22 protein-coding genes are annotated in these 24,679 nt (G+C 72.9%); 10 read left to right on the forward strand and 12 right to left on the reverse strand.

The window, feature by feature from the left end; all coding sequences use genetic code 11:
- Positions 1-218: 218 nt before the first annotated feature.
- Genes ACIREE_RS14335 through ACIREE_RS14355 form a run of 5 tightly spaced genes read right to left on the reverse strand, consistent with a single transcriptional unit; the run spans position 219 to position 5,133 of the window.
- Positions 219-1,496, reverse strand: a complete 1,278-nt coding sequence (locus ACIREE_RS14335; RefSeq protein ID WP_404150855.1) for an ABC transporter substrate-binding protein — start codon at positions 1,494-1,496, stop codon at positions 219-221.
- Positions 1,493-2,608 (reverse strand): branched-chain amino acid ABC transporter permease, encoded by a 1,116-nt coding sequence (locus tag ACIREE_RS14340; protein ID WP_404150857.1) that lies wholly within the window; start codon positions 2,606-2,608, stop codon positions 1,493-1,495. The genes ACIREE_RS14335 and ACIREE_RS14340 overlap by 4 nt, the downstream gene beginning before the upstream one ends.
- Complete coding sequence (locus tag ACIREE_RS14345; protein ID WP_363191857.1) at positions 2,601-3,491, reverse strand: branched-chain amino acid ABC transporter permease; 891 nt, start codon at positions 3,489-3,491, stop codon at positions 2,601-2,603. The genes ACIREE_RS14340 and ACIREE_RS14345 overlap by 8 nt, the downstream gene beginning before the upstream one ends.
- Positions 3,488-4,354 (reverse strand): ABC transporter ATP-binding protein, encoded by an 867-nt coding sequence (locus ACIREE_RS14350; protein WP_404150859.1) that lies wholly within the window; start codon positions 4,352-4,354, stop codon positions 3,488-3,490. Before ACIREE_RS14350 ends, ACIREE_RS14345 begins: the two co-directional genes overlap by 4 nt.
- The gene (locus tag ACIREE_RS14355; protein WP_404151222.1) at positions 4,354-5,133 is read right to left on the reverse strand and encodes an ABC transporter ATP-binding protein; all 780 of its coding nucleotides are present in this window, start codon (positions 5,131-5,133) and stop codon (positions 4,354-4,356) included. The genes ACIREE_RS14350 and ACIREE_RS14355 overlap by 1 nt, the downstream gene beginning before the upstream one ends.
- 276 nt (positions 5,134-5,409) lie before the next feature.
- Here ACIREE_RS14355 and ACIREE_RS14360 point away from each other — a divergent pair, with 276 nt between their 5' ends.
- Positions 5,410-6,606, forward strand: coding sequence for a PucR family transcriptional regulator (locus tag ACIREE_RS14360; RefSeq protein WP_404150861.1), 1,197 nt, complete (start codon positions 5,410-5,412; stop codon positions 6,604-6,606).
- Between the two features lie 243 nt (positions 6,607-6,849).
- Here the strand turns inward: ACIREE_RS14360 and ACIREE_RS14365 are convergent, their stop codons facing one another.
- Positions 6,850-8,001 carry a glycerate kinase gene (locus ACIREE_RS14365; protein WP_404150863.1) on the reverse strand — a complete coding sequence of 384 codons (1,152 nt, stop codon included), beginning with the start codon at positions 7,999-8,001 and terminating at the stop codon, positions 6,850-6,852.
- Between the two features lie 319 nt (positions 8,002-8,320).
- On the opposite strand from ACIREE_RS14365, the gene ACIREE_RS14370 reads away from it, so the two are divergent.
- Genes ACIREE_RS14370 through ACIREE_RS14380 form a run of 3 tightly spaced genes read left to right on the forward strand, consistent with a single transcriptional unit; the run spans position 8,321 to position 11,481 of the window.
- A complete protein-coding gene (locus ACIREE_RS14370; RefSeq protein WP_404150865.1) occupies positions 8,321-9,265 on the forward strand; it encodes a nucleoside hydrolase in 945 nt (314 codons plus the stop codon).
- Entirely contained in the window at positions 9,265-10,707 is a 1,443-nt protein-coding gene (locus tag ACIREE_RS14375; protein WP_404150867.1) for an MFS transporter, read from the forward strand. The genes ACIREE_RS14370 and ACIREE_RS14375 overlap by 1 nt, the downstream gene beginning before the upstream one ends.
- A gap of 15 nt (positions 10,708-10,722) precedes the next feature.
- Positions 10,723-11,481, forward strand: coding sequence for an SIR2 family NAD-dependent protein deacylase (locus ACIREE_RS14380; RefSeq protein ID WP_404150869.1), 759 nt, complete (start codon positions 10,723-10,725; stop codon positions 11,479-11,481).
- On the opposite strand, the gene ACIREE_RS14385 is transcribed toward ACIREE_RS14380, so the two are convergent.
- A complete protein-coding gene (locus ACIREE_RS14385) occupies positions 11,478-11,969 on the reverse strand; it encodes a methylated-DNA--[protein]-cysteine S-methyltransferase (protein ID WP_404150871.1) in 492 nt (163 codons plus the stop codon). The two genes, ACIREE_RS14380 and ACIREE_RS14385, sit on opposite strands and share 4 nt — an antisense overlap.
- Before the next feature lie 13 nt (positions 11,970-11,982).
- Positions 11,983-13,449 (reverse strand): AlkA N-terminal domain-containing protein, encoded by a 1,467-nt coding sequence (locus tag ACIREE_RS14390; protein WP_404151224.1) that lies wholly within the window; start codon positions 13,447-13,449, stop codon positions 11,983-11,985.
- A gap of 372 nt (positions 13,450-13,821) precedes the next feature.
- On the opposite strand from ACIREE_RS14390, the gene ACIREE_RS14395 reads away from it, so the two are divergent.
- The 6 genes from ACIREE_RS14395 to ACIREE_RS14420 all read left to right on the forward strand — a co-directional run bounded on the left by ACIREE_RS14395 (position 13,822) and on the right by ACIREE_RS14420 (position 19,795).
- A complete protein-coding gene (locus ACIREE_RS14395; protein ID WP_404150873.1) occupies positions 13,822-15,009 on the forward strand; it encodes a ketoacyl-ACP synthase III in 1,188 nt (395 codons plus the stop codon).
- A gap of 189 nt (positions 15,010-15,198) precedes the next feature.
- Positions 15,199-15,456, forward strand: a complete 258-nt coding sequence (locus tag ACIREE_RS14400; RefSeq protein ID WP_404150874.1) for a phosphopantetheine-binding protein — start codon at positions 15,199-15,201, stop codon at positions 15,454-15,456.
- Positions 15,453-16,688, forward strand: a complete 1,236-nt coding sequence (locus ACIREE_RS14405) for a beta-ketoacyl-[acyl-carrier-protein] synthase family protein (RefSeq protein WP_404150876.1) — start codon at positions 15,453-15,455, stop codon at positions 16,686-16,688. Before ACIREE_RS14400 ends, ACIREE_RS14405 begins: the two co-directional genes overlap by 4 nt.
- A 133-nt stretch (positions 16,689-16,821) precedes the next feature.
- Positions 16,822-17,820, forward strand: coding sequence for a 3-oxoacyl-ACP synthase III family protein (locus ACIREE_RS14410; protein WP_404150878.1), 999 nt, complete (start codon positions 16,822-16,824; stop codon positions 17,818-17,820).
- Positions 17,814-18,599, forward strand: coding sequence for a 4Fe-4S domain-containing protein (locus ACIREE_RS14415; protein WP_404150880.1), 786 nt, complete (start codon positions 17,814-17,816; stop codon positions 18,597-18,599). Before ACIREE_RS14410 ends, ACIREE_RS14415 begins: the two co-directional genes overlap by 7 nt.
- Positions 18,596-19,795, forward strand: coding sequence for a cytochrome P450 (locus tag ACIREE_RS14420; protein ID WP_404150881.1), 1,200 nt, complete (start codon positions 18,596-18,598; stop codon positions 19,793-19,795). The genes ACIREE_RS14415 and ACIREE_RS14420 overlap by 4 nt, the downstream gene beginning before the upstream one ends.
- A 7-nt stretch (positions 19,796-19,802) precedes the next feature.
- On the opposite strand, the gene ACIREE_RS14425 is transcribed toward ACIREE_RS14420, so the two are convergent.
- From ACIREE_RS14425 to ACIREE_RS14440, 4 genes are all read right to left on the reverse strand, one after another.
- Positions 19,803-20,318, reverse strand: coding sequence for an O-acetyl-ADP-ribose deacetylase (locus ACIREE_RS14425; protein ID WP_404150883.1), 516 nt, complete (start codon positions 20,316-20,318; stop codon positions 19,803-19,805).
- Positions 20,315-21,736: a phytoene desaturase family protein gene (locus tag ACIREE_RS14430; RefSeq protein ID WP_404150885.1), complete on the reverse strand. Its 1,422-nt coding sequence runs from the start codon at positions 21,734-21,736 to the stop codon at positions 20,315-20,317. The genes ACIREE_RS14425 and ACIREE_RS14430 overlap by 4 nt, the downstream gene beginning before the upstream one ends.
- A 134-nt stretch (positions 21,737-21,870) precedes the next feature.
- Positions 21,871-22,734 carry an inositol monophosphatase family protein gene (locus ACIREE_RS14435; RefSeq protein WP_404150887.1) on the reverse strand — a complete coding sequence of 288 codons (864 nt, stop codon included), beginning with the start codon at positions 22,732-22,734 and terminating at the stop codon, positions 21,871-21,873.
- 95 nt (positions 22,735-22,829) lie between these two features.
- Positions 22,830-24,677 carry a gamma-glutamyltransferase family protein gene (locus tag ACIREE_RS14440; protein WP_404150889.1) on the reverse strand — a complete coding sequence of 616 codons (1,848 nt, stop codon included), beginning with the start codon at positions 24,675-24,677 and terminating at the stop codon, positions 22,830-22,832.
- Positions 24,678-24,679: the final 2 nt, after the last annotated feature.

The following is a 24,679-nucleotide window of genomic DNA, read 5'->3' on the forward strand; positions in this document are numbered from 1 at the left end:
CGGGCGGGCGTTTTTAAAACATCCCGCTCAACCGGGGGCGCGGGGGGCGCGTCGCGTGGCCCCCGCGCGTATGGTGCTGGGGGGGGCCCCGCCCATTTGGGCGGGGCCCCACCTCTTTTGCGCTTGCGCGCCGCAGGGACGTCCGGGTGTCGGCGGGTGCCAGTTCGTGGTGGCTGGTCGCGCAGCTCCCCGCGCCCCTCACGGGGCGCTCTCAGCTCTTAGCCGGCGTTCTCCGAGTACGTCTTTGCCTGGGGGGCCTCTCCTGGCTCCTGGACCACCTTCAGGCCGCCCACCGCCGTCTTGTCGGGCTGAAGGATGACCGACTGGTGCGAGGACGGGGCCTTCGGGTCGCTGAAGTCCTGCTCGACGCCGAAGCCCATGTCGTAGGCGCTGAGGGACAGCAGTGCCTTGTCGACGCCCGCGCGCGTGAGGTCCTTGCTGTCGCACGCCTTCTTCAGTGCCTCGCCGAAGACGGCCGCTGCGGTCCAGCCGGCGACGACGCCGTTGTCGAGGCCGTCCTTCGGATACGCCTTCTTGTAGTCGGCGACGAGCTTCTTCGCCTCTGCGGTGTCGGCGCCGATGGGCAGCGACGGGGATGCCACGTAGTAGTTGGCGAGCAGGGCCGGACCCGCCTGGGTGCCGAGGAGCTGCGGGGCGTATGCCGAGTTGTTGCCGATGACCGGCACGTTCAGCTTCGCGGCGGCCGCGACCCCGACGAGCGAGGCCGCCTGGCGCGGGCCCGCGCTGATCACGATGCCCTTGACGCCCGCCTTCTTCAGGGCGGCGACCTGGGCGGTCATGTCGTTGTCGGTGGGCTTGATCTTCTGCTCGACGACGGTGAGCCCGGCCTCCCCCGCCATGTACTTCGAGCCCTTGAGGGCGCTCTCGCCGTAGTCGCCCTCGAAGTAGACGTGGCCGAGCTTGTCGCCCTTCTTGAGACCCTTCTCCTTGATCAGGAAGTCGATCGCGTTGATCGTCTCGATGTCGTACGTCGAGCCGATGACCCGCACGTAGGGGCTGCCGAGCAGGTTCGACGACCAGGCCTGCGGCAGCACGAGCGCCTTGTCCTGGTCGGTGATGCGCTTCTCCACGGCGGCGACGAACGGTGAGCCGATGAACTGGGTGAACCCCAGGACCTTGGGCGCGAGCTCGGTGTACCCGGCGACGGCCTTCTGCGGGTCGTAGCCGTGGTCGCGGACGGTGAGCTTCAGCTGGTAGCCGCAGATCCCGCCGTCGGCGTTGGCCTGCTTCACGTACAGCTGCTGCGCCTGGGTGACGCTCTTGCCGAGCGTCGCGTACACGCCGGTCATGTCGGTGAGGACGCCGAGGTCGATCGTCTTGCCGGAGATGCCGGGGCCGGTCTTCACTCCGCCCGCGCTCTGCTTGTCGTCTCCTCCCCCGTCCTCGGCCTTGGAGCTGCATGCGGCGGTCAGCGCGAGCAGCGCGGCCACGGCGGTCACCGTGAGCGGGCGGGTGCGGCCGGTACGGGTGGTCATGACTCCTCCTGAGGGTGTTTCCGGGTGCGCCGGGCGGTGAGCTGTACGAGACCGCCCGGCAGGAACAGGACCACCGCCACGACGGCGGCGCCGTAGAGGTAGCGGGCGGCCTCGCCGGGGGCGACGCCGCCGGTGCCGGGGGCCGAGACGAGAGGCAGGGCGTCGCTGTAGCGGGTGAGGATCTGGGGCAGCAGCGAGACGAACGCGGCGCCCACGACCGCGCCCGCCACCGAGCCGAGCCCGCCGATGGCGATCATGGCGAGGTATTCCAGGGAGAGCGTGATGCCGAAGTAGTCGGGCACCGTGCGCTGGAAGACCAGGGCGAGCAGCACCCCGGCCAGGCCCGCGTACATCGACGACAGGACGAAGACGGCCCCTCGGTAGCGGGCGACGGGCACCCCGAGGACGCCGGCGGCGATGCGGTGGTCGCGGATGGCGTTCATGGCACGGCCAGGACGCCCGCGCAGCACTCCGCGGGCGAACAGACCGCAGCCGAGCGTGAGCAGCAGCCCCAGGTACCAGAGCTTCTCGGCGGAGCCGAACGGCACGCTCGCGACGGTGAGCGCCCGGTCGTCGAAGGTGAGGCCGAACAGGCTCATGGCGGGCACGTCGCGGCCGTTGGCGCCCCCGGTCAGCTCCTCGGCGTTGAACAGGACGTGCTGCCCGATGAAGATGAGCGCGAGCGTCGCGATGCCCAGGTACGCGCCCTTGAGGCGGCCCGCGATGGGGCTGAACAGGCCGCCCGCGACCCCGGCGACGAGCACCGCGAGGACGGCGGCGAGCCACGGGGGCAGCCCGAGTCCGTTGATGTCCTGGCCGCGCTCCCCCGCGAACACGCAGTATCCGTAGGCACCGACGGCCAGGAAGAACGCGTGGCCCATGGAGAGCTGGCCGGTGGCGCCGGTGAGGAGGTTGAGCCCGATGGCGCCGATCGCTGCGGCCATCGCGAACAGGCCCGCCTGCAGCCAGAACCGGTCGAGGTAGAACGGCAGGGCGAGCAGCAGCCCGCCCAGGGCCAGGGCGTAGCCGCGGCGGCGGGTGAACAGCGACCGGGCGCCGGTGCCGGACGGCGTGCGGCGCGCGGGCTCCGTGGGGGCGAGGGTGTCAGACACGGGCCAGCTCCTTGGTACCGAAGAGCCCGGAGGGCCGCAGCAGGAGGATCACGGTCATCACGAGGTAGGGCGCGAGATCGCCGAGCCCTCTGCCCATGAAGGCGAGTTCGCTCTGGTAGCCGGTGGCGAGGGACTCCGTGACGCCGACGACGAGGCCGCCGACGAGCGCGCCGGTGGTGGAGTCGAGCCCGCCGAGGATGGCGGCGGGGAAGGCCTTCAGGGCGGCGAGGGATGTGGCCCGCTCCAGGCCCGGTGTCGGGAACACGGTGAGGAACAGCGCGGCGACGGCGGCGAGCGCGCCGGCCACGGCCCACGCGCCGAGCGACACCCGGCCGAGGCGTACGCCCATCAGCGCGGCCGTCTCGCTGCTCTCGGCGGCGGCGCGCATCGCGACGCCCCACGACGTGTAGCGGAACACGAGCAGGAAGCCGGTGATGAGCAGGGCGGCGGCGACGAACGCGGCGATCCGGGTGTGGGCGATCGACACCCCGCCGACGGTGAGTACGGCGTCGCCCCACGGGTCGCCGAGCGAGAGGACGTCGGTACCGAGGCGGCGGGTGAGTTCGGTGGTGAGCAGGATGTCGACGCCGATGGTGACGATGGCGAGGACGCTGTGGTCGTGCCCGCGGTAGCGCCGCATCACGCAGAACTCGACGGCGGCGCCGACGACCGCGGCGGCGGCGATACCGACGCCGAGCGCGGGCCAGAAGCCGATGTCGTCGTGGAGCGAGGCGGTGACGTAGCCGCCGGCGAGCAGCAGGGAGGCGTGGGCGAAGTTGACGACCTCGGTGGCGCGGAAGATGACGACGAAGCCGAGGGCGATGAGCGCGTACACGGAGCCCATCGAGAGGCCGTTGAGGAGGAGTTCGAGGAACGTGGTCACGCCGAGGCCTCCTTGTCGGTGACGTCGATGACCTCGATGACCTCGGTGGCTTCGGTGGCTTCGGTGTCGTCCGCGGCGGGTGCGCCCAGGTACGCCTGGATCACCGCCGGGTCGTTCTGGACGCGGTCCGGCGGTCCGCCGGCGATCCGGCGGCCGAAGTCGAGGACCGTGACCTCGTCGGCGAGGCGCATGACGACTCCCATGTCGTGTTCGACCAGGACGATGGAGATGCCGAGGCTGTCGCGGACGCCCGCGATGACGGCGGCGGTACGGCGCCGCTCGTCGGCCGTCATCCCGGCCACGGGTTCGTCGAGCAGCAGGACGCGGGGCTCCATGCACAGGGCGCGGGCGAGTTCAGCGAGTTTCTGCTGTCCGTAGGGCAACGCCCCGGTGGGCGTGTGGAGTTGATCGGCGATGCCGACAAACTCCGCGATCTCACGGACCCGTTCGCGGTGCAGCCGTTCCTCGCGGACGGCCGTCGGCAGGCGCAGCCCCGCGGTGAGGAAGCCGGTGCGGGTCAGCCGGTGGCGGCCGAGCAGCAGGCTGTCGGCGACCGTGGCGCGCGGTGGCAGGGCGAGGTTCTGGAAGATGCGGGCCACGCCGAGGTCGGCGATGCGGTGCGGGGGCAGCCCGGTGAGTTCCCGCTCGCCGAGGCGGACGCTGCCGGAGGTGGCCCGGTAGACCCCGGACAGCACGTTGAAGCAGGTGGACTTGCCCGCCCCGTTGGGCCCGATCACGGCGTGCACCGTGCCGGGTTCGACGGTGAGGCTGATGGCGTCGAGGGCGGTCAGTCCGGCGAAGCGCACGGTCAACTCCCGTACCCTCAGCGGGAGTACGTCGGCGGTGGTCGCAGCCGTCGTCATCAGGCACCTTCCCAGCGGCGCAGTACCGGCGCGTGCGAGGCACCGCCGGAGGCGTCCGCGGCGGCTGTCTCGTCGACCACGCCCAGGTAGCGGCGGCGCACCTCGTCGGAGGCCGCGAGTTCGCCGGCCGGGCCGTGCAGGGTGATCTCGCCGACCTCCAGGACGTACGCGTGCGAGGCGAGGCGCAGCGCGAGGGCCGCGTTCTGTTCGACGAGGAGGACGGAGACGCCCTGGGCGTTGATCTCGCGGATGGTGTCGGCGATCCGGGCCGCCATCAACGGGGCCAGGCCCAGGGACGGTTCGTCGAGCAGGAGCAGCCGCGGGCCCGCCATCAGCGCGCGGGCGACCGCCAGCATCTGCTGTTCGCCGCCGGACAGCAGCCCGGCGCGCTGTGCCGCCCGGTCGGCGAGGACCGGGAACAGTTCGTGGACGCGGCGCAGCGCGGCAGCCTTGTCGGCGCGCGAACCGGTCGAGCCGAGCGCGCCGGCCCGCAGATTGTCGGCGACGGTCATCCGGGCGAACACCCGTCGCCCTTCCGGTACTTGGCAGATCCCGGCGGCCACGACCCGGTCGGCGGACAGGCCGCTGATCCGGCGGCCGCCGAACCGCACCGCGCCGGACGTGACCGTCCCGCCGTGGAATCCCAGCGTGCGCGAGACGGCGCGCAGCAGCGTCGTCTTGCCCGCGCCGTTGCCGCCGAGCACGGCGACGACGGCGCCCTGCGGCACCTTCAGCGTCACGCCGCGCAGAGCGCGTACGGGGCCGTAGCCGACCGACATGTCGTCGACGGCGAGGCCCGCCCCCTGTGCATCGTTGTGTGCATCGGTCACTCTGTGTCCCTCCCTGGACCGGTGGCGCTCACGACAGCACCGCGCGAGCGGCCCGTCCACGGGCGGCCCGGGAATCGCTGCGCGGGCCCAGCGCCCGCCCGCCTCCGTTGTGCGCGCGCACAAGACCCCGCGTCAGGGGCCTGCCGGGGACGGCCGCGGGGTGGCATCCTCCGCACAAGCAAATGAGTCCTTTGCCGTCGCTTTAACGGTTGTTGGGGAGGGGCGATGGGCGGACGCAGGCATCGCACCGGGCAGGACTGGAAGCTGCTGAAGGAGGCGTGCACGACACTGCTGGACCGCGTGCCCGAGCTGGTCGACGAGCACGTGCGGCAACTGTCCGCGTTCTCCGACGTGTACGCGCGCGTGCTGCCGTACGACGTCCAGTGGCGGGAGGCCGAGGAGGCGATGCGGATCGGCATCGAGACGATCTCGGCGCCCCGTGACTCGCCGCGCGGGGATCTGGTGTACGCGGAGGAGGCGGGCCGGCGCCGGGCAGGGCAGGGCCTCCCCCTGGACCTCCTGGTGCACGCGTACCGCAACGCGGGCTATCTCGTCTGGGACGCCCTGATGGAGAGCGCGGGCGGCGAACCCGACCGGCTGTCGGCGCTGATGCGCTCCGCGACGATGGTGTGGGCGGCGGTGGACGCGCAGGCCGGAGCGGCGTCGGAGGCGTACCGGGCCACGGAGTTGGAGCTGCGGCGCCGTACCGACGAGCAGATGCAGGCGCTGCTCGACGCACTCCTGGAGGGCCGCCCCGCGCCGGGCCTCGCGGCGCGCGCGGCGGCCGGACTCGATCTGCCGGAGCACGGCCCGTACGCGGTCATCGTATTGCGGGTGGAACGGCGGGACGGGCGGGAGGCGTTCCACCGGCGGATCCAGGACCCGGGGTTCCGGTTCGTCTGGCGGATGCGCGCGGACTGCGAGGTGGGTGTGGTCGCGCTCGGCGCGGGCCGTGAGCTCGGCGAGCTGGCGGCGCTGCTCGACGGGCGCTGCCCCGGGCCCGGCGGGGTCAGCCCGGTCGTCACGGGCCTCGCCGAACTCGGCCACGCGCGCCGCCTGGCCGAACTCGCCCTGCGCACCTGTCCGCCGGACGCGACCGGTGTCGTACGCCTCGATCAGCGCATGCCGACGGCGCTCGTGGTCAGCCAGCCGGATCTGGCGCAGCGCCTGGTGTCGGGGGTCTTCGGCGAGCTCCTCTCCCTCGAACCGGCCGACCGGGCCGTGCTGTTGGAGACGCTGGACGCGTGGCTGGCCTGTGAGGGGTCCGCCGGGCGGGCGGCGGGTCGGTTGTACTGCCACCGCAATACGGTCTTCAACCGGTTGCGGCGTCTTGAGCAGTTGACTTCGCGGTCGTTGTCGCGGCCGAGGGATCTTATGGAGATGACGTTGGCGCTGGACGCCTACCGGCTGTCCTCGGGGTGAGGTTTCTTTGCCGTCCGCGGGCCGGTGGGGGCTGGTCGCGCAGTTCCCCGCGCCCCTGGAGCGTGCAGCTTCCCCGCACCCCTAGAGCGTGCGGCTTCCCCGCACCCCTAGAGCGTGCGGCTTCCCCGCACCCCTGGAGCGTGCGGCTTCCCCGCAGCTCCCCTGAGGGCGCACGAAGTGCGCCTTTCAGGGGCGCGGGGAACTGCGCGAGAAGTCCCCACCGGGCCGCGGACGGCGACGCACTCAGACCAGGAAATCGGCCGCGATGCGCTCCGCCACGTCCTCCAGGATGGGCCCCGCCTCGGCGATGCAACGGGCCACGTCCGGCTCCACGTCGGTCAGAGGATAGGCGCGGCGGATCCCGGCGCGGCCCAGGGCCTCCGGCGCAAGAGTGAGGCGGCCGCAGACCGCCACGACCTCGATGCCCGCGGCCCGCGCCGCCGCGGCGACCCCGGCGGGGGCCTTGCCGTGCAGGGTCTGCTCGTCGAGGGAGCCCTCGCCGGTGATCACCAGCGTGGCCCGCTCCAGCGCGGGGGCGAAGCCGAGGACGTCGAGCATGACCTCGATGCCGGGCCGGAAACTCGCGCCGAGCCCGACCAGGGCCCCGTACCCGATACCGCCCGCGGCACCCGCGCCCGGCGACTCGGCGTACTCCAGGGCCTTCGGCCCGACGGAGTCACCCAGCACCTTGGCGAAGTGGGCGAGCGCGGCGTCCAGTTCGGCCACGTCCTCGGGCGTGGCGCCCTTCTGCGGGCCGTAGATCGCGGGCGCGCCCTTGGGTCCTGTGAGCGGGTTGTCGACATCGCTGGCGAGGACGATCTCCACGTCGGCGAGCCGGGCGTCGAGGCCGGTCAGGTCGGCGGAGGCCAGCGTGGCGAGAGCGCCGCCGCCGGGCCCGACGGGCTCGCCCGCCGCGTCCAGGAACCGGGCGCCGAGCGCGGCCAGCATGCCCGCGCCGCCGTCGGTCGTGGCGCTGCCGCCGACGCCGAAGACGATGGAGCGGGCTCCCGCGTCGAGCGCGGCGGCGATGACCTCGCCGGAGCCGTACGTCGTCGAGGTGAGGGGGGCGAAGACGCCCTCGGGAAGGAGCTGGAGGCCCGAGGCCTCCGCCATCTCCACGACCGCGGTGCCCTCGCGCAGCGCGTACGCGGCGGTCACCGGTTCGCCGAGCGGCCCGGTCACCCGCACCTCGCGGCGCTCGAACCCGGCGGCGACCGCCGCCGCGACGGTCCCGTCGCCGCCGTCCGCGACCGGCACGGACGCGATGTCGACGTCCGGCGCGACCCGGCGCAGCCCCGCGCTCACCCGCTGCGCGACCTGCACCGCGGTGAGCGACCCCTTGAACTTGTCCGCCGCGATCAACACGTGCCGCGCGGCCTGTGCAGCGTCCGCCACCTTGCTCCCCTTGCTGTTCGGGCCTTGCTCGCGTCAAGGCAGTCGCGCCGCTGCGACCATAGCCGCAGGAGGGTCCCGCTGCCCATGGCCGTCCGCCCCCCGGGATGCCGTACGCCGTCGAAATCTGTCCGTATGTACCTGGCCTCCCGACCGGCTCTTCCCGCGTTTTCGGAGGTCCGCACGAAATCCAGATCACCGCAACTTGGTCATCTACGCGCGTTGACAAGTCGGGTGGCGAGGGGTGAGCTTTCCCTGGACAGTTATTTCAGTGTTATCTCGGCCGGAGCGACGGTGCTCCGGAGCAAAGGGGCTCATTCCGTTGGCCAGGAAGATCATCCTCGACTGCGACCCGGGGCACGACGACGCGATCGCCATGCTCCTCGCGCACGGCAACCCCGACATCGACCTGGTCGCCGTGACGACCGTCGTCGGGAACCAGACCCTGGAGAAGGTGACGCGCAACGCCCTCTCGGTGGCCGCGATCGCCGGGATCACCGGGGTCCCGTTCGCGGCGGGCTGCCCCCGGCCGCTGGTGCGCGAGATCGAGACCGCACCCGAGATCCACGGCGAGACGGGACTCGACGGCCCCGATCTGCCCGAGCCGACGACCGAGCTCGACCGGCGGCACGCCGTCGACCTCATCATCGACACCGTCATGGCGCACGAGCCGGGCGAGATCACGATCGTGCCGACGGCAGGGCTGACGAACATCGCGATGGCCGTGCGCAAGGAGCCCCGGATCGCCGAGCGCGTCCGCGAGGTCGTCCTGATGGGCGGCGGCTACCACGAGGGCAACTGGAGCCCGGTCGCCGAGTTCAACATCGTCATCGACCCCGAGGCCGCCCACATCGTCTTCAACGAGACGTGGCCGGTGACCATGGTCGGGCTCGACCTCACCCATCAGGCGCTCGCGACGCCCGCCGTCGAGGACAAGATCAAGGCCGTCGGTACCAAGCCGGCGCAGTTCGTCCTCGAACTCCTCGACTTCTTCCGCGAGGCCTACCGCGAGAACCAGGGCTTCGAGCACCCGCCGGTGCACGACCCGTGCGCGGTCGCGTACGTCATCGACCCGGGCGTCATGACCGTACGCAAGGCGCCCGTCGACATCGAGCTGCGCGGCGCGCTCACCCTCGGTATGACCGTCACCGACCTGCGCTCCCCCGCGCCCGCCGACTGCCACACCCAGGTCGCCGTCGACCTGGACCACGAGCGGTTCTGGAGCCTCGTCGTGGACGCTCTCGTGCGCATCGGAGACCCCGCGTAATGAACGTCTCCACCTCCCCCCACACCCCGGCCGTCGGCCCCGGCGCGGGGCGCCCGGTCCGGGTCGGCGCCCTGATGGCCGCGCTGCTCGTGGCCAGCTTCGCCTTCCAGCTCAACGCCTCGATGCTCAGCCCCGCCCTGGCGACGATGGCGGACGAGCTGCACACCAGCGCCTCCGCCATCAGCGTCACCCAGACGGCCTTCTTCACGGCCGCCGCGATGTTCTCGCTGTTCCTGCCGCGGCTCGGCGACCTCATCGGCCGGCGCAAGGTGCTCACCGGGATGATGGTCCTGATGGCCGTCGGCTGCGTGATCTCCGCGCTCGCCGGCTCCGTCGGCACGCTCGCCGTCGGCCGCGTCATCCAGGGCGCCTCGGGCCCCACCATCCCCCTCGCGCTGATCATGCTGCGCGTCGAGGTCCCCGACCCGAAGCGGTACGGCACGCTCCTCGGCCTGGTCACCGCGGTCAACGGCGGCATCGCGGGCGTCGACTCGTTCGCGGGCGGCTCGCTGGCCGAGCACCACGGCTACGCCTCGATCTTCTGGGTCATGACCGGCTTCGCGGCCCTCGCCGCCCTCCTTGTCCGTTTCCTCGCGCCCGACTCGCGCGCGGACGAGCGGCCGCCCATGGACTGGCCGGGCGTCGCGCTCCTGGTCGTCTCCGTCGGCGCGCTGCTGGTCGCCTTCAACGAGGCGGGCAAGCTGGCCGACGCGAACTGGCCGCTCGCCATCGGCCTGCTGGTCGTGGCCGCGCTCGCGTTCTGGGCGTTCTGGCGCATGGAGACCCGCGCCAAGCACCCGCTGGTCACCACGCACCTGCTGAAGCGGCGCGCCACCTGGTCGCTCCTGCTGTCGACGATGCTGACCATGACCGGCGTCTTCGCCATCATGAACGGCCTGCTGCCCGGCTTCGCCCAGGACACCTCGGTGGGCCTTGGTCTCGGCGCCGAGGGCGCCACCTGGTGGACGCTGACGCCCTACGCGCTCGCGGGCCTGGCCATGGGCCCCCTCGCGGGACGGCTCGCGGCGTCCTTCGGTTACGGCCGCATCCTGCGCATCGGGCTGACCGCCACCGCGGTGGCCACGGTGCTCGCCCTCCTGACGCTGCACACCGACTCGTCGGGCCTGCTGCTCGCGGTCTCGATCCTGCTCGGCGCGACCTACGCGGGCACGGTCAACATCATGCTCAACGGCCTCGGCATCCTACTCTCCCCCAAGGAGAACCCGGGCTTCCTGCCGGGCCTCAACGCCGGTTGCTTCAACCTGGGCGCAGGCTTGAGCTTCGTCGTCCTCTACGCGGCGATGAAGGCGGTCGCCCCGGCCGACGGGTCGTCCGTCGGCGGCTACAGCGCCGGTGTCGTGGCCGGTCTCGTACTGATCGTGGCGGCCCTGTTCGTCTCGCTGCTCATCCCGAAACCGGTGGACGCGGAGGCGGCCGCCTGACCTACCCTCGACGCCATGAGCGCCACACCTCCGTCCGCTGCATCAGCGACATCAGCAAAGCCGCTCGTCGCGATCCTGACCGGTGCCGGTATCAGCACCGATTCCGGGATCCCCGACTACCGCGGGCCGAACGGGGTGTGGCGCAAGGATCCGGACGCCGAGAAGCTCGTCACATACGAGTACTACATGAACGATCCGGAGATCCGGCGTCGCGCCTGGCAGGTGCGGCGCCGGGCCGTCACCCTGACCGCCGAGCCGAACGGGGCGCACCGCGCGATCGCCGGTCTCGAAGAGGCGGGCGTGCCGGTGCGGGTCATCACGCAGAACGTGGACGGACTGCACCAGCTCGCCGGGATGCCCGCCCGCAAGGTGCTCGAACTGCACGGCTCCGCCCGGCAGTTCGTGTGCACGCAGTGCGCTGCGCGCGGCCCGATGGAGGCGGCGATCGCCCGCGTCGAGGCCGGTGAGGACGATCCCGGCTGTCCGGTCTGCGGCGGCATCCTCAAGTCGACGACCGTGATGTTCGGCGAGCGCCTCGACCCGGCGGTGCTCGGCGAGGCCGTCGCGATCACCAAGGCCTGCCAGGTCTTCTTCGCCGTCGGCTCCAGCCTCCAGGTGCAGCCGGCCGCGGGCCTCGCGGGCCTGGCCGCGGAGCACGGCGCGCGCCTGGTGGTGGTGAACGCCGAGCCGACCCCGTACGACGAGGTGGCGGACGAGGTCGTCCGCGAACCGATCGGGACGGCGCTGCCGCGGTTGCTGAACGAGCTGGTCTAGAAGAGGGCCGCGCCGCGCTCGAAGTCGAGGAGGCGCTGCTTGCGTTCCAGTCCGCCGCCGTATCCGGTGAGGCCGCCGCTCGCGCCGATCACCCGGTGGCAGGGGACGATGACGCCGACGGGATTCTTTCCGTTGGCGAGGCCCACGGCGCGGGAGGCTGCCGGGTTTCCGAGGGCTGCCGCGAGTTCGCCGTAGGTACGGGTCTCGCCGTACGGGATCTTCCGCAACTGCTCCCAGACGGAGCGCTGGAAGGGCGTGCCGTGCAGGGCGAGGGGGAGGTCGAATTCCTTCAACTCCCCTCGGAAGTAGGCCTCCAGCTGGTCGATGACGGCGCCGAAGGGGCGTTCGTCGCGCTCACCGAAGCTCTCTTCGGCGGGGCGGTGGCGCTGCTCGGTCATATAGAGGCCGGACAGCGCCCCGCCGGCGGCGACGAGGGTGAGCAAGCCGTAGGGGCTGTCGATGACGGTGTGCTGCTTCTTGTGTTCCATGGCCGTACGTCCCTTACGCGGGAAGGAAGTTGATCGGGTGGCTGTCGGTGGCCCACAGGTACTGGGTCGCGTACGCCCTCCAGGGCCGCCAGGCCGCCGCGCGCGCGGTGAGGGCAGCAGGGGTGTGCGGCAGCCCCAACTCCTGTGCGGCGCGCCGCATCCCGAGGTCGGTGGGCAGGAAGGCGTCCGGGTCGCCGAGGGCGCGCATCGCGATGGCCTCGATCGTCCAGGGCCCGAAGCCGGGTAGTTCGGCGAGCCGGGCGCGCACCTCGTCCCAGTCGGACTCGGGGCCCAACGTCAGCTCCCCGTCGGCCAGTTGACGTACGAGCGTGGTGAGTGTGGTCCGGCGGCTGCGCGGCAGGGCCAGGGACTCGGGGTCGAGGGAGGCGAGCGCGGCCGGTGACGGGAAGAGGTGGGTGAGGCCGCCCTCGGGGTCGTCGACCGGTTCGCCGTGGGCCAGGACGAGCCGGGCGGCGTGGGTGCGGGCGGCCGCGGTGGAGACCTGCTGCCCGAGCACGGCCCGCACCGCGAACTCGGCCTCGTCGACGGTGCGCGGCACCCGGCGGCCCGGCGCCTTGTCGACGAGGGGGCCGAGCAGCGGGTCGGTGCGCAGCCGGGCGTCCACGGCGACCGGGTCGGCGTCGAGGTCCAGCATGCGGCGGCAGCGGCTGATGGCGACGGTCAGGTCGCGCTGGTCGGTGAGGTTCAGACGGCACGCGATGTACGCGGCGCCCGGCGTGAGGGTCACGATGCCGTGGCCGTACGGGAGCCGGAGCGTGCGCCGGTACGCGCCGTCGCGCCACTCCTCGACGCCCGGCACCGCGGTCGCCGCGAGGTGGCCGAAAAGGTTGTCGGGGTTGAGGGGCGCGCGGAACGGCAGCCGGAGCTCGATCGCGCCGGGTGCGCTCGGCAGTCCCTTGGGGGCCCGGGTGCGCAGCTCGCTCGGGGAGAGCGCGAAGACCTCGCGGACGGTGTCGTTGAAGGTACGGATCGAGGCGAACCCGGCGGCGAACGCGACATCGGCCATGGGGAGCCCGGTGGTCTCGATGAGCAGCCGCGCGGTCTGGGCGCGCTGGGCGCGCGCGAGGGCGAGCGGTCCCGCGCCGAGTTCGGCGAACAGCTGCCGCTCGATCTGCCGCTCGCTGTAGCCGAGGCGGCGGGCCAGGCCGGGGACGCCCTCGCGGTCGACGGTCCCGTCACCGATGAGCCGCATCGCGCGGGCGGTGAGGTCGGCGCGCCGGTTCCACTCGGGGGAGCCGGGGCTGGTGTCGGGCCGACAGCGCTTGCAGGCCCGGAATCCGGCTTGCTGGCAGGCGGCCGCGCTCGGGTGGAACACCATGTTGCGCGGCTTGGGCGGCACGACCGGGCAGCCGGGCCTGCAGTAGATGCGGGTGGTCAGGACGGCCGTGAAGAACACCCCGTCGAACCGGGTGTCCTTGGCCTGCACCGCGCGTACGCACCGCTCGGTGTCGGTGTGCATGGCGGTGGTGCCTCGAACCGTCCCGGTTTCGATGAGCGCCTTGTCGGTGGACATGACTCAAGGATCGGGCATGGTGAGCGGCCCGGCTGGCGAGAATCCGACATCGTCCTCGCCCTCCCTTTCCGGCCACGGAACGGGGGCGCGCGCATCCCTCCGGGTGACACGCATGGGGCGCGCAGTGGCGTCCCGCCCGCCCCCCGTACGCAACGCACGCCCCTGACCTGCGCGGAGTTCGTCAACTCCGTTGTGCACACCGTCCAGTCGGACAATAAGCGTGGTTTTCGGGGATTGTCCCTGTGCCTACAGTCATGCCGCTGATTCGTTTCCGCTGCTGCCGTACGCGGCCGCCACCAGGAACAGAGCGAGGTTCGTGTGACCGTTGCCGACCGCCCCACGTGGGCCCCTTCCGACCGCCCGGCCGCGGTCCTCGAGGGGCTCGCGGGCCGGGTGCCGCCGCGCCGGGTCCCGAACGCCGAGCTCCCTGCCTCCTGGGGTGTCGACGACGCCTGGGTGCGGCGCCGTACCGGCATCGTCACCCGCCACTGGGCCGGTCCCGGGGTCCGCACCAGTGACCTGGCGTTCGAGGCCGCGCACCGGGTCCTGGCCGCGCTGGACGGTCCCGAACCGGACACCGTCCTGGTGGCGACCTCGACGCCGGACCGGCCGATACCGGCGATGGCGCCGCACCTCGCGGCCCGCCTGGGCCTCGGGCAGGTGGCCGCCTGGGACATCGCGGCGGCGTGCAGCGGCTTCGGCTACGGCCTGGCCGCGGCGGCGGGCGCGCTCGCCGCCGGATACGCGCGGCGGGTGCTGCTGGTCGCCGCCGAGGTCTACTCGACCCTCCTGGATCCCGCGGACCGCGGCGCCGGCGTCGTCTTCGCCGACGGGGCGGGCGCGGTGCTGCTGCGCCGGGGCACACACGGCGAGCCGGGCAGTCTGCTCGCCTTCGACCTGGGCAGCGACGGCACCGGACACGAGCTGATCCAGGTCCCCGGCGGGGGCGCGGCCGAGCGCGCCCGGCCCGCCCGCCACACCCCGGCCGACCGGTACTTCCGGATGGCGGGTCGCGAGGTGTACCGGCACGCGGTGACCCGGATGACCGAGTCGTCGCAGCGGGTGCTCGCCCGCACCGGCTGGACGGCCGACGACGTCGACCGGTTCGCCGCGCACCAGGCCAATGCCCGGATCCTCGACACCGTCGGGGAGCGGCTGCGACTACCCGGCGACCGGCAGGTCAGCAACATCGACCGGGTCGGCAACACCGGCGCCGCGTCGCTGCCGCTGGCCCTCGCGGACGCCGCATCCCGGGGTCAACTGGTCGCCGGCGCACGGGTGTTGCTGACCTCCTTCGGCGCAGGCCTCACCTGGGCGTCCGCGACACTGTGCTGGCCGGACCTGCCCGCGGTGGCACCGGTCGCCGACACGATCACGCCGGAGGCTGACACGGCGACCTGTACAGGGATCGACGCAGCGACCGACGCATCGACCGACGCAAGGATCGACGCAGCGGTCGACGCAGGGATCGACACAGCGACTCCCGCGACCGCCGCCCGCCGCTGAACCCCGCGCGGCCGGTCCGCGCCACTCACTCTCCTGCCGCGTGGCCCGCCCGCGCCTCCGCGCCCGCCGCACACCGTCGTTCACCGTCGCGCACGGCCGCTCACGGCCGTCGCCGCGCGCTCTCGCCGCGCCGTGACGGCGAGCAATCCCGTGAGAAACGTCCCCATCGATACCCCGGAAAGGTGCACCATGTCCGCAAAATCCCCCGTGGAGTCCGCGCTCACCACCGTCCTCACCGAGAAGTTCGAGATCGACCCGGCAGTGGTCCGTCCCGACGCCACGCTGGAAAGCCTCGACCTCGATTCCCTCGCCCTCGCCGAACTCGCCCTCTCGCTCCAGGAGCGACTGGGCGTGAAGGTGGCGGAGTCCGAGGCCACGAAGCACACCACCGTCGCCGGGCTGACCGCCTCCCTCGCCGCCAAGTACGCCGCGGCAGCGGCCCGGTGACCACAGCGGACCGTTCCGTCGCCGTCACCGGCCTGGGGCTCATCACCCCGGCCGGCGCCGGTCGCGAGGCCACCTGGGCCGGCCTGCTGCGCGGCACCTCCGCCGCGGCCCGCGACCCCGAACTCAAGTGCTGCCCCGTCGACTTCTCCTGCCGCATCCCCGAACTCCCGCCCGCCGTGGGCCGGATCGGTGGCGGCAAGGCATGGCGGATGGGCCGCTTCACCCGGCACGCGGTGCTCGCCGCGCGGGAAGCCGTCGCCGACGCCGGGCTGCGCCCCGGGGACGGCTGGGACGGCGCGCGGGTCGCCGTGATCGTCGGCTCGGGGCTCGCGGGCGCCGCGCACCTGGAGGACCAGACCCTCCGCTTCCATCAGGGCGGGCCCGAACTGGTCGCGCCCACGCTGGTGCCGATGCTGATCTCCAACATGGCGGCGGGCGAGGTGGCCCTCGATCTCGGCGCGCGCGGCCCGTCGCTGGCCACCGACTCCGCGTGCGCCTCGGGGGCCAGCGCCCTGGTCGTCGCCCGCGATCTGCTGCTGAGCGGGGCCTGCGACATCGCCGTCGCGGGCGGCTCGGAGGCCGCCGTCACCCCGGTGGTCACCACCGGATTCCAGCGCATGGGCGCGCTGTCGGCCCGGGGCGGCGAACCCGCCGCCGCGTCCCGGCCGTTCGCGGCCGACCGGGACGGGTTCGTCATCGCGGAGGGCGCCGCGATCTGTGTCCTGGAGCGGACGGCGGACGCCCGGGCCCGCGGCCGGCGCGGCTACGCGCTGCTCGCGGGGGCCGGCCAGTCGACCGACGCCCACCATCCGACGGCTCCCGCGCCCGGCGGCGTCGTCGCGGAAACCGCGCTGCGCGCCGCCCTCGCGGACGCGGGCCTGTCCGCCTCCGATGTCGACCACGTCGACGCGCACGGCACATCCACCCCGCTCAACGACCTGACCGAGGCCGAACTCATCGGCCGCGTCCTGCCGCACGGCCCCAGCGTCACCGCGCCGAAGGGCGTGCTCGGCCACAGTCTGGGCGCGGCCGGGGCGATCGAGGCGGCCGTCACCGCGCTGACGATCCACCACGGCACGGTTCCGCCGATCGCCAACCTCACGCCGCGGGACCTGGAGTTCGACCTCGACTGCGTGACCGGGGCGCCGCGGGCCCAGCGGGTGCGGGCGGCCGTCAGCCACTCCTTCGGATTCGGCGGGCACAACGTCGTGCTCGCGCTGATCCCGGCGTAGACCGTGCCCGTCCGAGAAGCCCCGCCCGGCGTAGACCGTGCCCGTCCGAGAAACCCCGCCCGGCGTAGACCGTGCCCGTCCGAGAAGCCCCGCCCCGCCGTCCGTGACCCTTGCACGAAAGAGCTCACCCCCCTTGACCGCGTACAGCTCCCTCTCCCATGCGGCCGTGCACGTGCCGCCGGGCCGCCAGACCGTCGCCGAGGCGGAGGACCGCTTCCGTTCCCACAGTCCAGACGTCACCCTGACCCGCGGCGTCCTCCAGCACATGTACGGGCTGCTCGAAAGGTCCGTCGCCGATGCCGACGAGCAGCCGTCCGACCTGGCCGCGCACGCCGCCCTCAAGCTCTTCGAGGGGCCGGGCGTCGCCGCCGCCGACGACATCGATCTGCTCATCTTCACGGGCATCATCGCCGACATGGAGGAGCCCGCCACCGCGCATGTCGTGGCCGACAAACTCGGCTTGAAATGCCCGGTGTTCGACCTCAAGAACGCCTGCAACGGGGTACTCAACGCCATCGAGGTCGCCGACGCGTTCATCAAGGCGGGCCAGTACCGGCGGGTCCTGATCACCACGGCGGAGGTCTCGACCCGGGAGAGCCGGTGGTCGGTCGACGCCCAGGACGACGTGCTGACGGCGCTGCCCAGCCTCAGCACGGGCGACATGGGATCGGCCCTGCTCATGGAGGCGTCCGAGCGGCCCGGCGTGCTCGGCTCACGCTTCTTCGCCAACTCGTGGGGCTGGCCCGCCGCCACCCTCCCGAACCCGTACGCGCGTCATCGCACCCTGGGCCATCTGCACATCGACTCGGCCCAACTCGTGGCCTCCTTCGAGGGGTTGCCGCATCGTTTGCGCTCTGCCGTGCGCGAGATCGGGGTGACCACGGCGGACCTCGACCTGGTCTGCATCCATCAGCCGTCCGTCGCGTTCACGAGGGTGGCGTGCGACTGGGTGGGCGTGGACGTGGACCGGATCCAGGCGACGTTCCCGACGCACGGCAACGTCGCCACGAACACCATCCCGCTCCAGCTCGCTACCGCGCTGGAGTCGGGGCGGCTGCAACGGGGCGACCTGGTGGGCCTGTTCGGGTTCGCGAGCGGGGCGAGCGCCGGGGTGGTGGTGTGCTCGTGGTGACGCCGCGCATCACCCCGCTGCCCCCGGACGCCTGGCCGCCCGCGCTGCGCGAGCTGCTGCACGCCTCGCGCCAGGACGGACCCGGCCGCGAGAACCTCTTCGGCACGCTCGCCCACCATCCGCCACTCGCCGAGGCATGGCTTCACCTGGCCCAAGTCCTCACTCATCAAGGTCTGTTGGAGCCGAGGTTGCGTGAGCTGGCGATGCTGCGCACCTCGCATCAGCTGCGCTCGCCCTACGTGCGCGCCCGCCATGAGGGCCACGCTCGGGACCTCGGTGTCCCCCGGGCGGCCATCGCCGCGACAGCCGCCGCGGACCCGGGCGCGTACGACTGGAGCACGCGTGAGGCGGCCACGCTGCGCGCGGTGGACCTCCTCGCCGTGGGCACCGCGCTGCCCGAGCCGCTGTGGCACGAGCTGTCGGGGGTGTTCACCGCCCCCGAACTGCTCGAACTCCTCGTCCTCGTAGGCCAGTGCGCCATGATCTGTACGACACTGAGTACGCTGCACACCCCCGGCGGCGGCCCCACCGTGCGCGTCGACGCGGCGCGCTGCTGCAGCGCCGGGCAGTGCGTGTCCACCGCCCCCGAGGTGTTCGCGCACGACGAGGACGGCCTGGTCACGCTCGTCGAGGAGCGGCCCGCCCTGACGGACCGGCTGCGTCTGGCCGCCGCGCTCTGCCCAAGCGGCGCCATCCACCTCACCGCACCGGCTCCCCCCACCGCACCGACTCCTCTCACCGCACCAGCCAGGACCACGGAAGGCGCTCCCCTTCGATGACCTCCGCCCCGCCCGCGCCGCTCATCTTGCCCGCCCCGTACGGAGCCTGTCCGTTCACGCCGCCCTCGGCCTACACCGAGGCGGCCGGACAGGCGGTGGTCACCCGCTCCGCGCTGCCCGACGGTTCGCCCTGCTGGCTGGTGACGGGCTATCAGGAAGTTCGGTCGGTGCTCTCCGACGCCCGGTTCAGCGCCGACGCGCGAACCCCGGGTTTTCCGTTCCTCTCACCCGGGCAGCGTGAACTCGCCACCGCACGGCCGAGTTTCCTCCGCATGGACGACCCGGAGCACGCCCGCCTACGCCGCATGGTCACCAAGGACTTTCTGGTGCGCCGCGTCGAGGAGCTGCGCCCCGGGATCCAGCGGATCATCGACGAACGGCTCGACGCGATGCTCGCGGGCGGTCAACCCGCCGACCTCGTCGCGGACTTCGCGCTGCCGATCCCCTCCCTGGTGATCTGTCTCATGCTGGGCGTGCCCTACGCGGACCACGACCGCTTCCAGTCGCTCAGCCGCACCCTGCTCGACAACACCGCCTCGCACGACGAAGTGACGTCCGCACACAGCGAGTTGACCACGTTCCTCGAACGGCTCGCCGCGCGCAGGATCCGCGAACCCGGTGACGACATCCTCAGCCGACTCGCCGCCCGCCCCGACCTCACCCCGCAGCAGGTCGCCTCACTGGGCTTCCTGCTTCTGGTCACGGGACACGAGTCGACGGCGAACATGACCGCGATCTCCGTATGCGCGCTGCTGCGCGAGCCCGAGCAGACGGCACGCCTGCGGGCGGACCCGGCGCTCGTCCCCGGCGCCGTGGAGGAACTGCTGCGGTATCTGACCATCATCCACCTGGGCCTCGCCCGTGCCGCGAAGGAGGACATCGAGGTGGGCGGGGTGACCATCGCGGCGGGCGAGGGCGTCATCTGCATGCTGTCCACGGCGAACCGGGAAGCCGCCCTGTTCGGCGAGGACGCCGACACCCTCGATCTCGGCCGGGACGCCCGCCGCCACCTCGCGTTCGGGTTCGGCGTGCACCAGTGCCTCGGCCAGACCCTGGCGCGCGTGGAGCTGCAGCTGATCCTGACGACGCTGCTGCGCCGCGTACCCACCCTGCGCCTCGCCGTCCCGCAGGCGCAGCTCTCGTACGCCACGCGGAACATCGTCTACGGCTTGCGGGAGCTGCCCGTGACGTGGTGAGCCGGTTTCACGGCAGGTGCCGGGCGAACGCCTCGTGGGCCCGCTCGTCGAAGACGACGAAGCACACCTCCTCGACGGCCGGCGACGCGGCCGCGCGGACCGTCTCGACGGCGATCCGCGCGCCGTCGTCGAGCGGCCAGCCGTAGATGCCGGTGGAGATCGCGGGGAACGCCACGGTACGGGCGCCGAGTTCGGCGGCGATCCGCAGCGACTCCCGGTAGCACGAGGCGAGCAGTTCCGAGCGGTCCTCGGTCGCCGACCAGCGGGGGCCTACGGTGTGGATGACGTGCCGGGCCGGAAGCCGCCCGGCCGTCGTGGCGACGGCCTGCCCGGTCCGCAGGCCCTTTCCGTAGTGCGAGGCCCGCAGCTTGCGGCACTCGGCGAGGATCTCGGGGCCGCCTCGCCGGTGGATGGCACCGTCGACTCCGCCGCCGCCGAGGAGGGACGAGTTCGCCGCGTTCACCACGGCGTCCACGTCCTGCTGCGTGATGTCGCCCTGGACCAGGACGAGTTGCGGGCTCATGACGACGTCCGGAGCCTGCGCCAGACGGCCTTCGCCGCGTTGTGCCCGGACATGCCGTGCACGCCGGGGCCCGGCGGGGTCGCCGACGAGCAGATGTAGACGGCCGGATGCGGGGTCGTGTACGGGGACAGGGAGAGCTTGGGACGCAGCATCAGCTGGAGTCCCCGGACCGAGCCGCAGGCGATGTCCCCGCCCACGTAGTTGGCGTTGCGCACGGCCAGTTCGGGCGGGCCCGCCGTGGCGCGGGCGAGGACCAGGTCCCTGAACCCCGGCGCGAAGCGCTCCAGTTGACGCTCGATGGCGGCGGTCAGGTCCCCGTCCCAGCCGTTCGGCACGTGGCCGTACGCCCAGAACGTGTGCTTGCCCGCGGGCGCGCGCGTGGCGTCGGCGACGCTCGGCTGCACGGTGATGAGGAACGGCGCCTCGGGGGCCCGGCCGTCGACCGACGCGGCGCGCAGGGCCTTGCCGATGTCGGAGCGGTACGGGCCGATCTGCACGGTGCCGGCCGACCTGGCCTCCGGCGCGGTCCACGGCACGGGACCGTCGAGCGCGTAGTCGACCTTGAAGACACTGGCGCCGTACCGGAACCGGTCGTAGTACCGGCCGAACCCCGCGATCCGGGCGAGGGCGGTGGGCGAGGTGTCGAAGATGTAGGCGCGGGCGGGCGGCAGGTCGTCGAGCCGCTTCACCTCGTAGTCGGTGTGGATCGCCCCGCCGAGGTCCAACAGGTATGCGGCGAGCGCGTCGGAGAGGGACTGGGAGCCGCCCCGGGCCACCGGCCAGCCGCGCGCGTGGGCGGCGAGGGCGAAGACGAGGCCGATCGCCGACGTCGCGAAGCCACCGAGCGGGGCGATGGTGTGGGCGACGAGGCCGGAGAACAGGGCGGGCGCCCGCTCGTCGCGGAAGCGGCGCATCAGCCACGTCGCGGGCGGCAGGCCGCGGAGCCCGAACCGGGCGAGGGTGACGGGGTCCCGGGGCAGCGCGCTGGACGGCAGCGCCATGAAGTCCTGGACGAGGGCGTCCCAGCGCGGCAGGAGCGGCTCGACCAGGCGCCGGTACGCGCCCGCGTCGCGCGGGCCGAAGGAGGCGGCGGTCTCGCCGACGGACCGGGACAGGACGGCGGCCGTGCCGTCCGGGAACGGATGGGCCATGGGCAGCTCGGGCTGCGCCCACTCAAGTCCGTACCGCTCCAGCGGCATCGCCCTGAACGCCGGGGAGTTGATGCCCAGCGGGTGCGCCGCCGAGCAGGGGTCGTGGCGGAAGCCGGGCAGCGTCAGCTCCTCGGTGCGCGCGCCGCCGCCGACGGTGGACCCGGCCTCGAAAAGGGCCACGGAGAAGCCCCGCCTGGCCAGTTCGACCGCGGCGGTCAGACCGTTCGGCCCCGCACCCACCACCACGGCATCGAGCATCGACGGCACCTTCGGACTCCTTTGTCAGCCGACGGCCACTGCCCGCACAGGATATGCCGGAGTACCGACAACACCGGGCGCGGGTGCCGTCCACCGGCCGGGCAGCGTCCGCGCGTCGCCCGACCGGCGGTCGGCGTGCGTGGTCAGGCGCCGTCCGAGAGCAGGCCCGCCACCCGGTGGGCCGTCGCCGCGTCGCGCGCCGCGGTGAACGGCAGTGCGTTGCCTCCGGTGATCGTGAAGGGGACACCGTCACGGGTGAGGTGGGCGCCGCCCGTCTCCTCGACCAGGAGCAGTCCGGCGGCGTGGTCCCAGGCCAGCTCCCAGCCGAAGGCGACGGCGTCGAGGTCGCCACGGGCGATGGCCAGGTACTCCAGGCCTGCCGAGCCGCACGGGCGCGGGGCGACACCGGCCGTGTGCAGGCCCAGCAGGGATCGCTTCTGGTCGTCGGTGGTGAAGTCGGGGTGCGAGGTGGCGACCGTCAGGTCCCGGCCCGGCGCGGGTGCGCCGACGGGCAGCACGCGGCCGTTGAGCCGGGCGCCCCGGCCTCGTACGGCCACGGCGAACTCCTCCAGCGCGGGCGCGTACGTCCAAGAGGCGAGGACGACTCCGTCGAGCGCGAGGGCGACGAGGGTGCAGAAGCCGGGGTCGCCGTGCACGAACTGGCGGGTGCCGTCGACCGGGTCGACGATCCAGACGGGGGCGGCGCCCCGGATCGCCTCGTACGTGCTCGGGTCGGCGGCGACCGCTTCCTCGCCGACCACGACGGAGCCGGGCAGCAGGGCGGGCAGCTCGCGGGTGAGGTACTCCTCGGCACGCTTGTCGGCGACGGTGACGAGGTCGTGCGGGGCGCTCTTCTCTTCGATCTCGTGGGCGGCGAGCTGCCGGAAGCGGGGCGATATCTCGGCGGCTGCCGCGGCGCGGACGATCCGCTCCACGTCGGTCAGAAGCTGGTCGGTGACATTGCGGGTCAGAAAGTCGTCGATGCTTTCTGTGATGGTTTCGATCATGTGTCCATGAGAACACGCCCCACTGACAACACGTACTGACCAGGTGAACTGTGGGTGGAATCACCGTGAAATCGGCGATTCCACCCACAGGGCTGTCACCTGCCGACCGCGTACCCCTGCATGCCGCGCGGGTTCGCCGCCGCCGACAGGACTCCGGTGCGCGGATCGCGGGCGACGGCGCACAGGCGGCCCTCCGACCAGGCGTCGCCGACGGTCACGTCATGCCCGCGGCGCCGCAGCTCGGCGATGACCTCCTCGTCCATCCGCGACTCCACGGTCACGGACCCGGGGCGCATGCCGCGCGGGAAGAAGGACCCGGGGAACGAGTCGTTGTGCCAGTTCGGGGCGTCGATGGCGCCTTGCAGGTCGAGCCCGCCGCGGACCGCAGAGCGCAGCGCCACCGCCAGGAAGAAGTGCAGCTGCCACTGGTCCTGCTGGTCGCCGCCGGGCGTGCCGAAGGCCAGCACGGGGACGCCGTCCTTCAGGGCGAGCGACGGGGTCAGCGTGGTGCGGGGGCGGCGGCCCGGGGTGAGCGAGTTCGGCAGCCCCTCGTCGAGCCACGCCATCTGCAGGCGCGTACCGAGCGGGAAGCCGAGCTCGGGCACCACCGGGTTGGACTGGAGCCAGCCGCCGGACGGGGTCGCGGCGACCATGTTGCCCCAGCGGTCGACGATGTCGAGGTGGCAGGTGTCGCCGCGGGTCAGGCCGTCGCTGCCGACGTCGGGCTCGCCGGGCACCGGGGACGTGGGGCTCTTGGCGACCGTGGGCTCACCGGCGCCCGCGACCCCCATGGCGTCGAAGCCGGGCTCACCGGCGGCGACGGCGCTGGCGTGCGTGCTGAGGCGCGGCTCGGCGCCGAGCGGGCTGCCGGGCCGCAGCTCGTGGGAGGCCTTGTCGGGGTCGATGAGGGCGCGGCGCTCGGCGTTGTACTTGTCGGAGAGCAGCTCGGCGACCGGCACCCCCGAAGGAGCGGCGTCCCCGTACCAGGCCTCACGGTCGGCCATGGCCAGCTTGCAGCCCTCGATGAGCAGGTGGACGTAGTCGGCGGACCCGTAGGCGGGCAGCTCGGGCGGGAGTACGGCGAGCTGCTGGAGGAGGACGGGGCCCTGGCTCCAGCCGCCGGCCTTGCACAGCGTCCAGCCGTTCCAGTCGTACGTCGCCGGGGCCTCGTAGGTCGCTTCCCAGGAGGCCAGGTCGTCGAGCGTGAGGGTGCCGGTGTGCCGCTCGCCGCTGGTGTCCCTGGTGGGCTGCCCGGACTGGCGCACGAGCGCCTCGGCGATGAAGCCCTCGCGCCAGACGCGCCGGGCGGCCTCGATCTGGTCGGCGCGGTCGGCGCCCGCCTCCTCGGCCTCCGCCACGACGCGCTTCCAGGTGGCGGCTAGCTGCGGGTTGCGCAGCAGCTCGCCGGGGGCCGGGGCCTTGCCGTCGACGAGGTAGACCTCGGCCGATGAGGGCCACTCGTTCTCGAAGAGCTCGCGCACCGTCTCGACGGTCTCGCCGACCCGCTCGACGGGGGCGTGGCCGTCCTCCGCGTAGCCGATGGCGTACTTGAGGACGTCGGCGAGGGACTTCGTGCCGTGGTCCTTGAGGAGGAGCATCCAGGCGTCGAAGGCGCCGGGCACGGCGGCCGCGAGGGGTCCTGTGCCGGGTACGAGGTCGAGGCCGAGCGACTTGTAGTGGTCGACGGTGGCTCCGGCGGGCGCGCCGCCCTGGCCGCACAGCACCTGTACGTCCCCGCCGGCCGGGGCGAGGATGATCGGCACCTCGCCCGCGGGCCCGTTCAGGTGCGGCTCCACCACGTGGAGCACGAAACCCGCGGCGACCGCGGCGTCGTAGGCGTTGCCGCCGTCCTCCAGGACCGCCATCGCGGACTGGGAGGCGAGGTAGTGCGTGGAGGACACCATGCCGAAGGTGCCCTGGAGGGTCGGCCGGGTGGTGAACAAGA

This window comes from Streptomyces sp. NPDC102467 (assembly GCF_044765445.1).
Lineage (GTDB): Bacteria > Actinomycetota > Actinomycetes > Streptomycetales > Streptomycetaceae > Streptomyces.

Coding starts and splice junctions, on each gene's coding strand:
- ACIREE_RS14335 (WP_404150855.1), bottom strand. CDS start 1,496: ATGACCACCCGTACCGGCCGCACCCGCCCGCTCACGGTGACCGCCGTG.
- ACIREE_RS14350 (WP_404150859.1), bottom strand. CDS start 4,354: ATGACGACGGCTGCGACCACCGCCGACGTACTCCCGCTGAGGGTACGG.
- ACIREE_RS14355 (WP_404151222.1), bottom strand. CDS start 5,133: ATGTCGGTCGGCTACGGCCCCGTACGCGCTCTGCGCGGCGTGACGCTG.
- ACIREE_RS14360 (WP_404150861.1), top strand. CDS start 5,410: ATGGGCGGACGCAGGCATCGCACCGGGCAGGACTGGAAGCTGCTGAAG.
- ACIREE_RS14375 (WP_404150867.1), top strand. CDS start 9,265: ATGAACGTCTCCACCTCCCCCCACACCCCGGCCGTCGGCCCCGGCGCG.
- ACIREE_RS14380 (WP_404150869.1), top strand. CDS start 10,723: ATGAGCGCCACACCTCCGTCCGCTGCATCAGCGACATCAGCAAAGCCG.
- ACIREE_RS14385 (WP_404150871.1), bottom strand. CDS start 11,969: ATGGAACACAAGAAGCAGCACACCGTCATCGACAGCCCCTACGGCTTG.
- ACIREE_RS14390 (WP_404151224.1), bottom strand. CDS start 13,449: ATGCACACCGACACCGAGCGGTGCGTACGCGCGGTGCAGGCCAAGGAC.
- ACIREE_RS14400 (WP_404150874.1), top strand. CDS start 15,199: ATGTCCGCAAAATCCCCCGTGGAGTCCGCGCTCACCACCGTCCTCACC.
- ACIREE_RS14420 (WP_404150881.1), top strand. CDS start 18,596: ATGACCTCCGCCCCGCCCGCGCCGCTCATCTTGCCCGCCCCGTACGGA.
- ACIREE_RS14425 (WP_404150883.1), bottom strand. CDS start 20,318: ATGAGCCCGCAACTCGTCCTGGTCCAGGGCGACATCACGCAGCAGGAC.
- ACIREE_RS14435 (WP_404150887.1), bottom strand. CDS start 22,734: ATGATCGAAACCATCACAGAAAGCATCGACGACTTTCTGACCCGCAAT.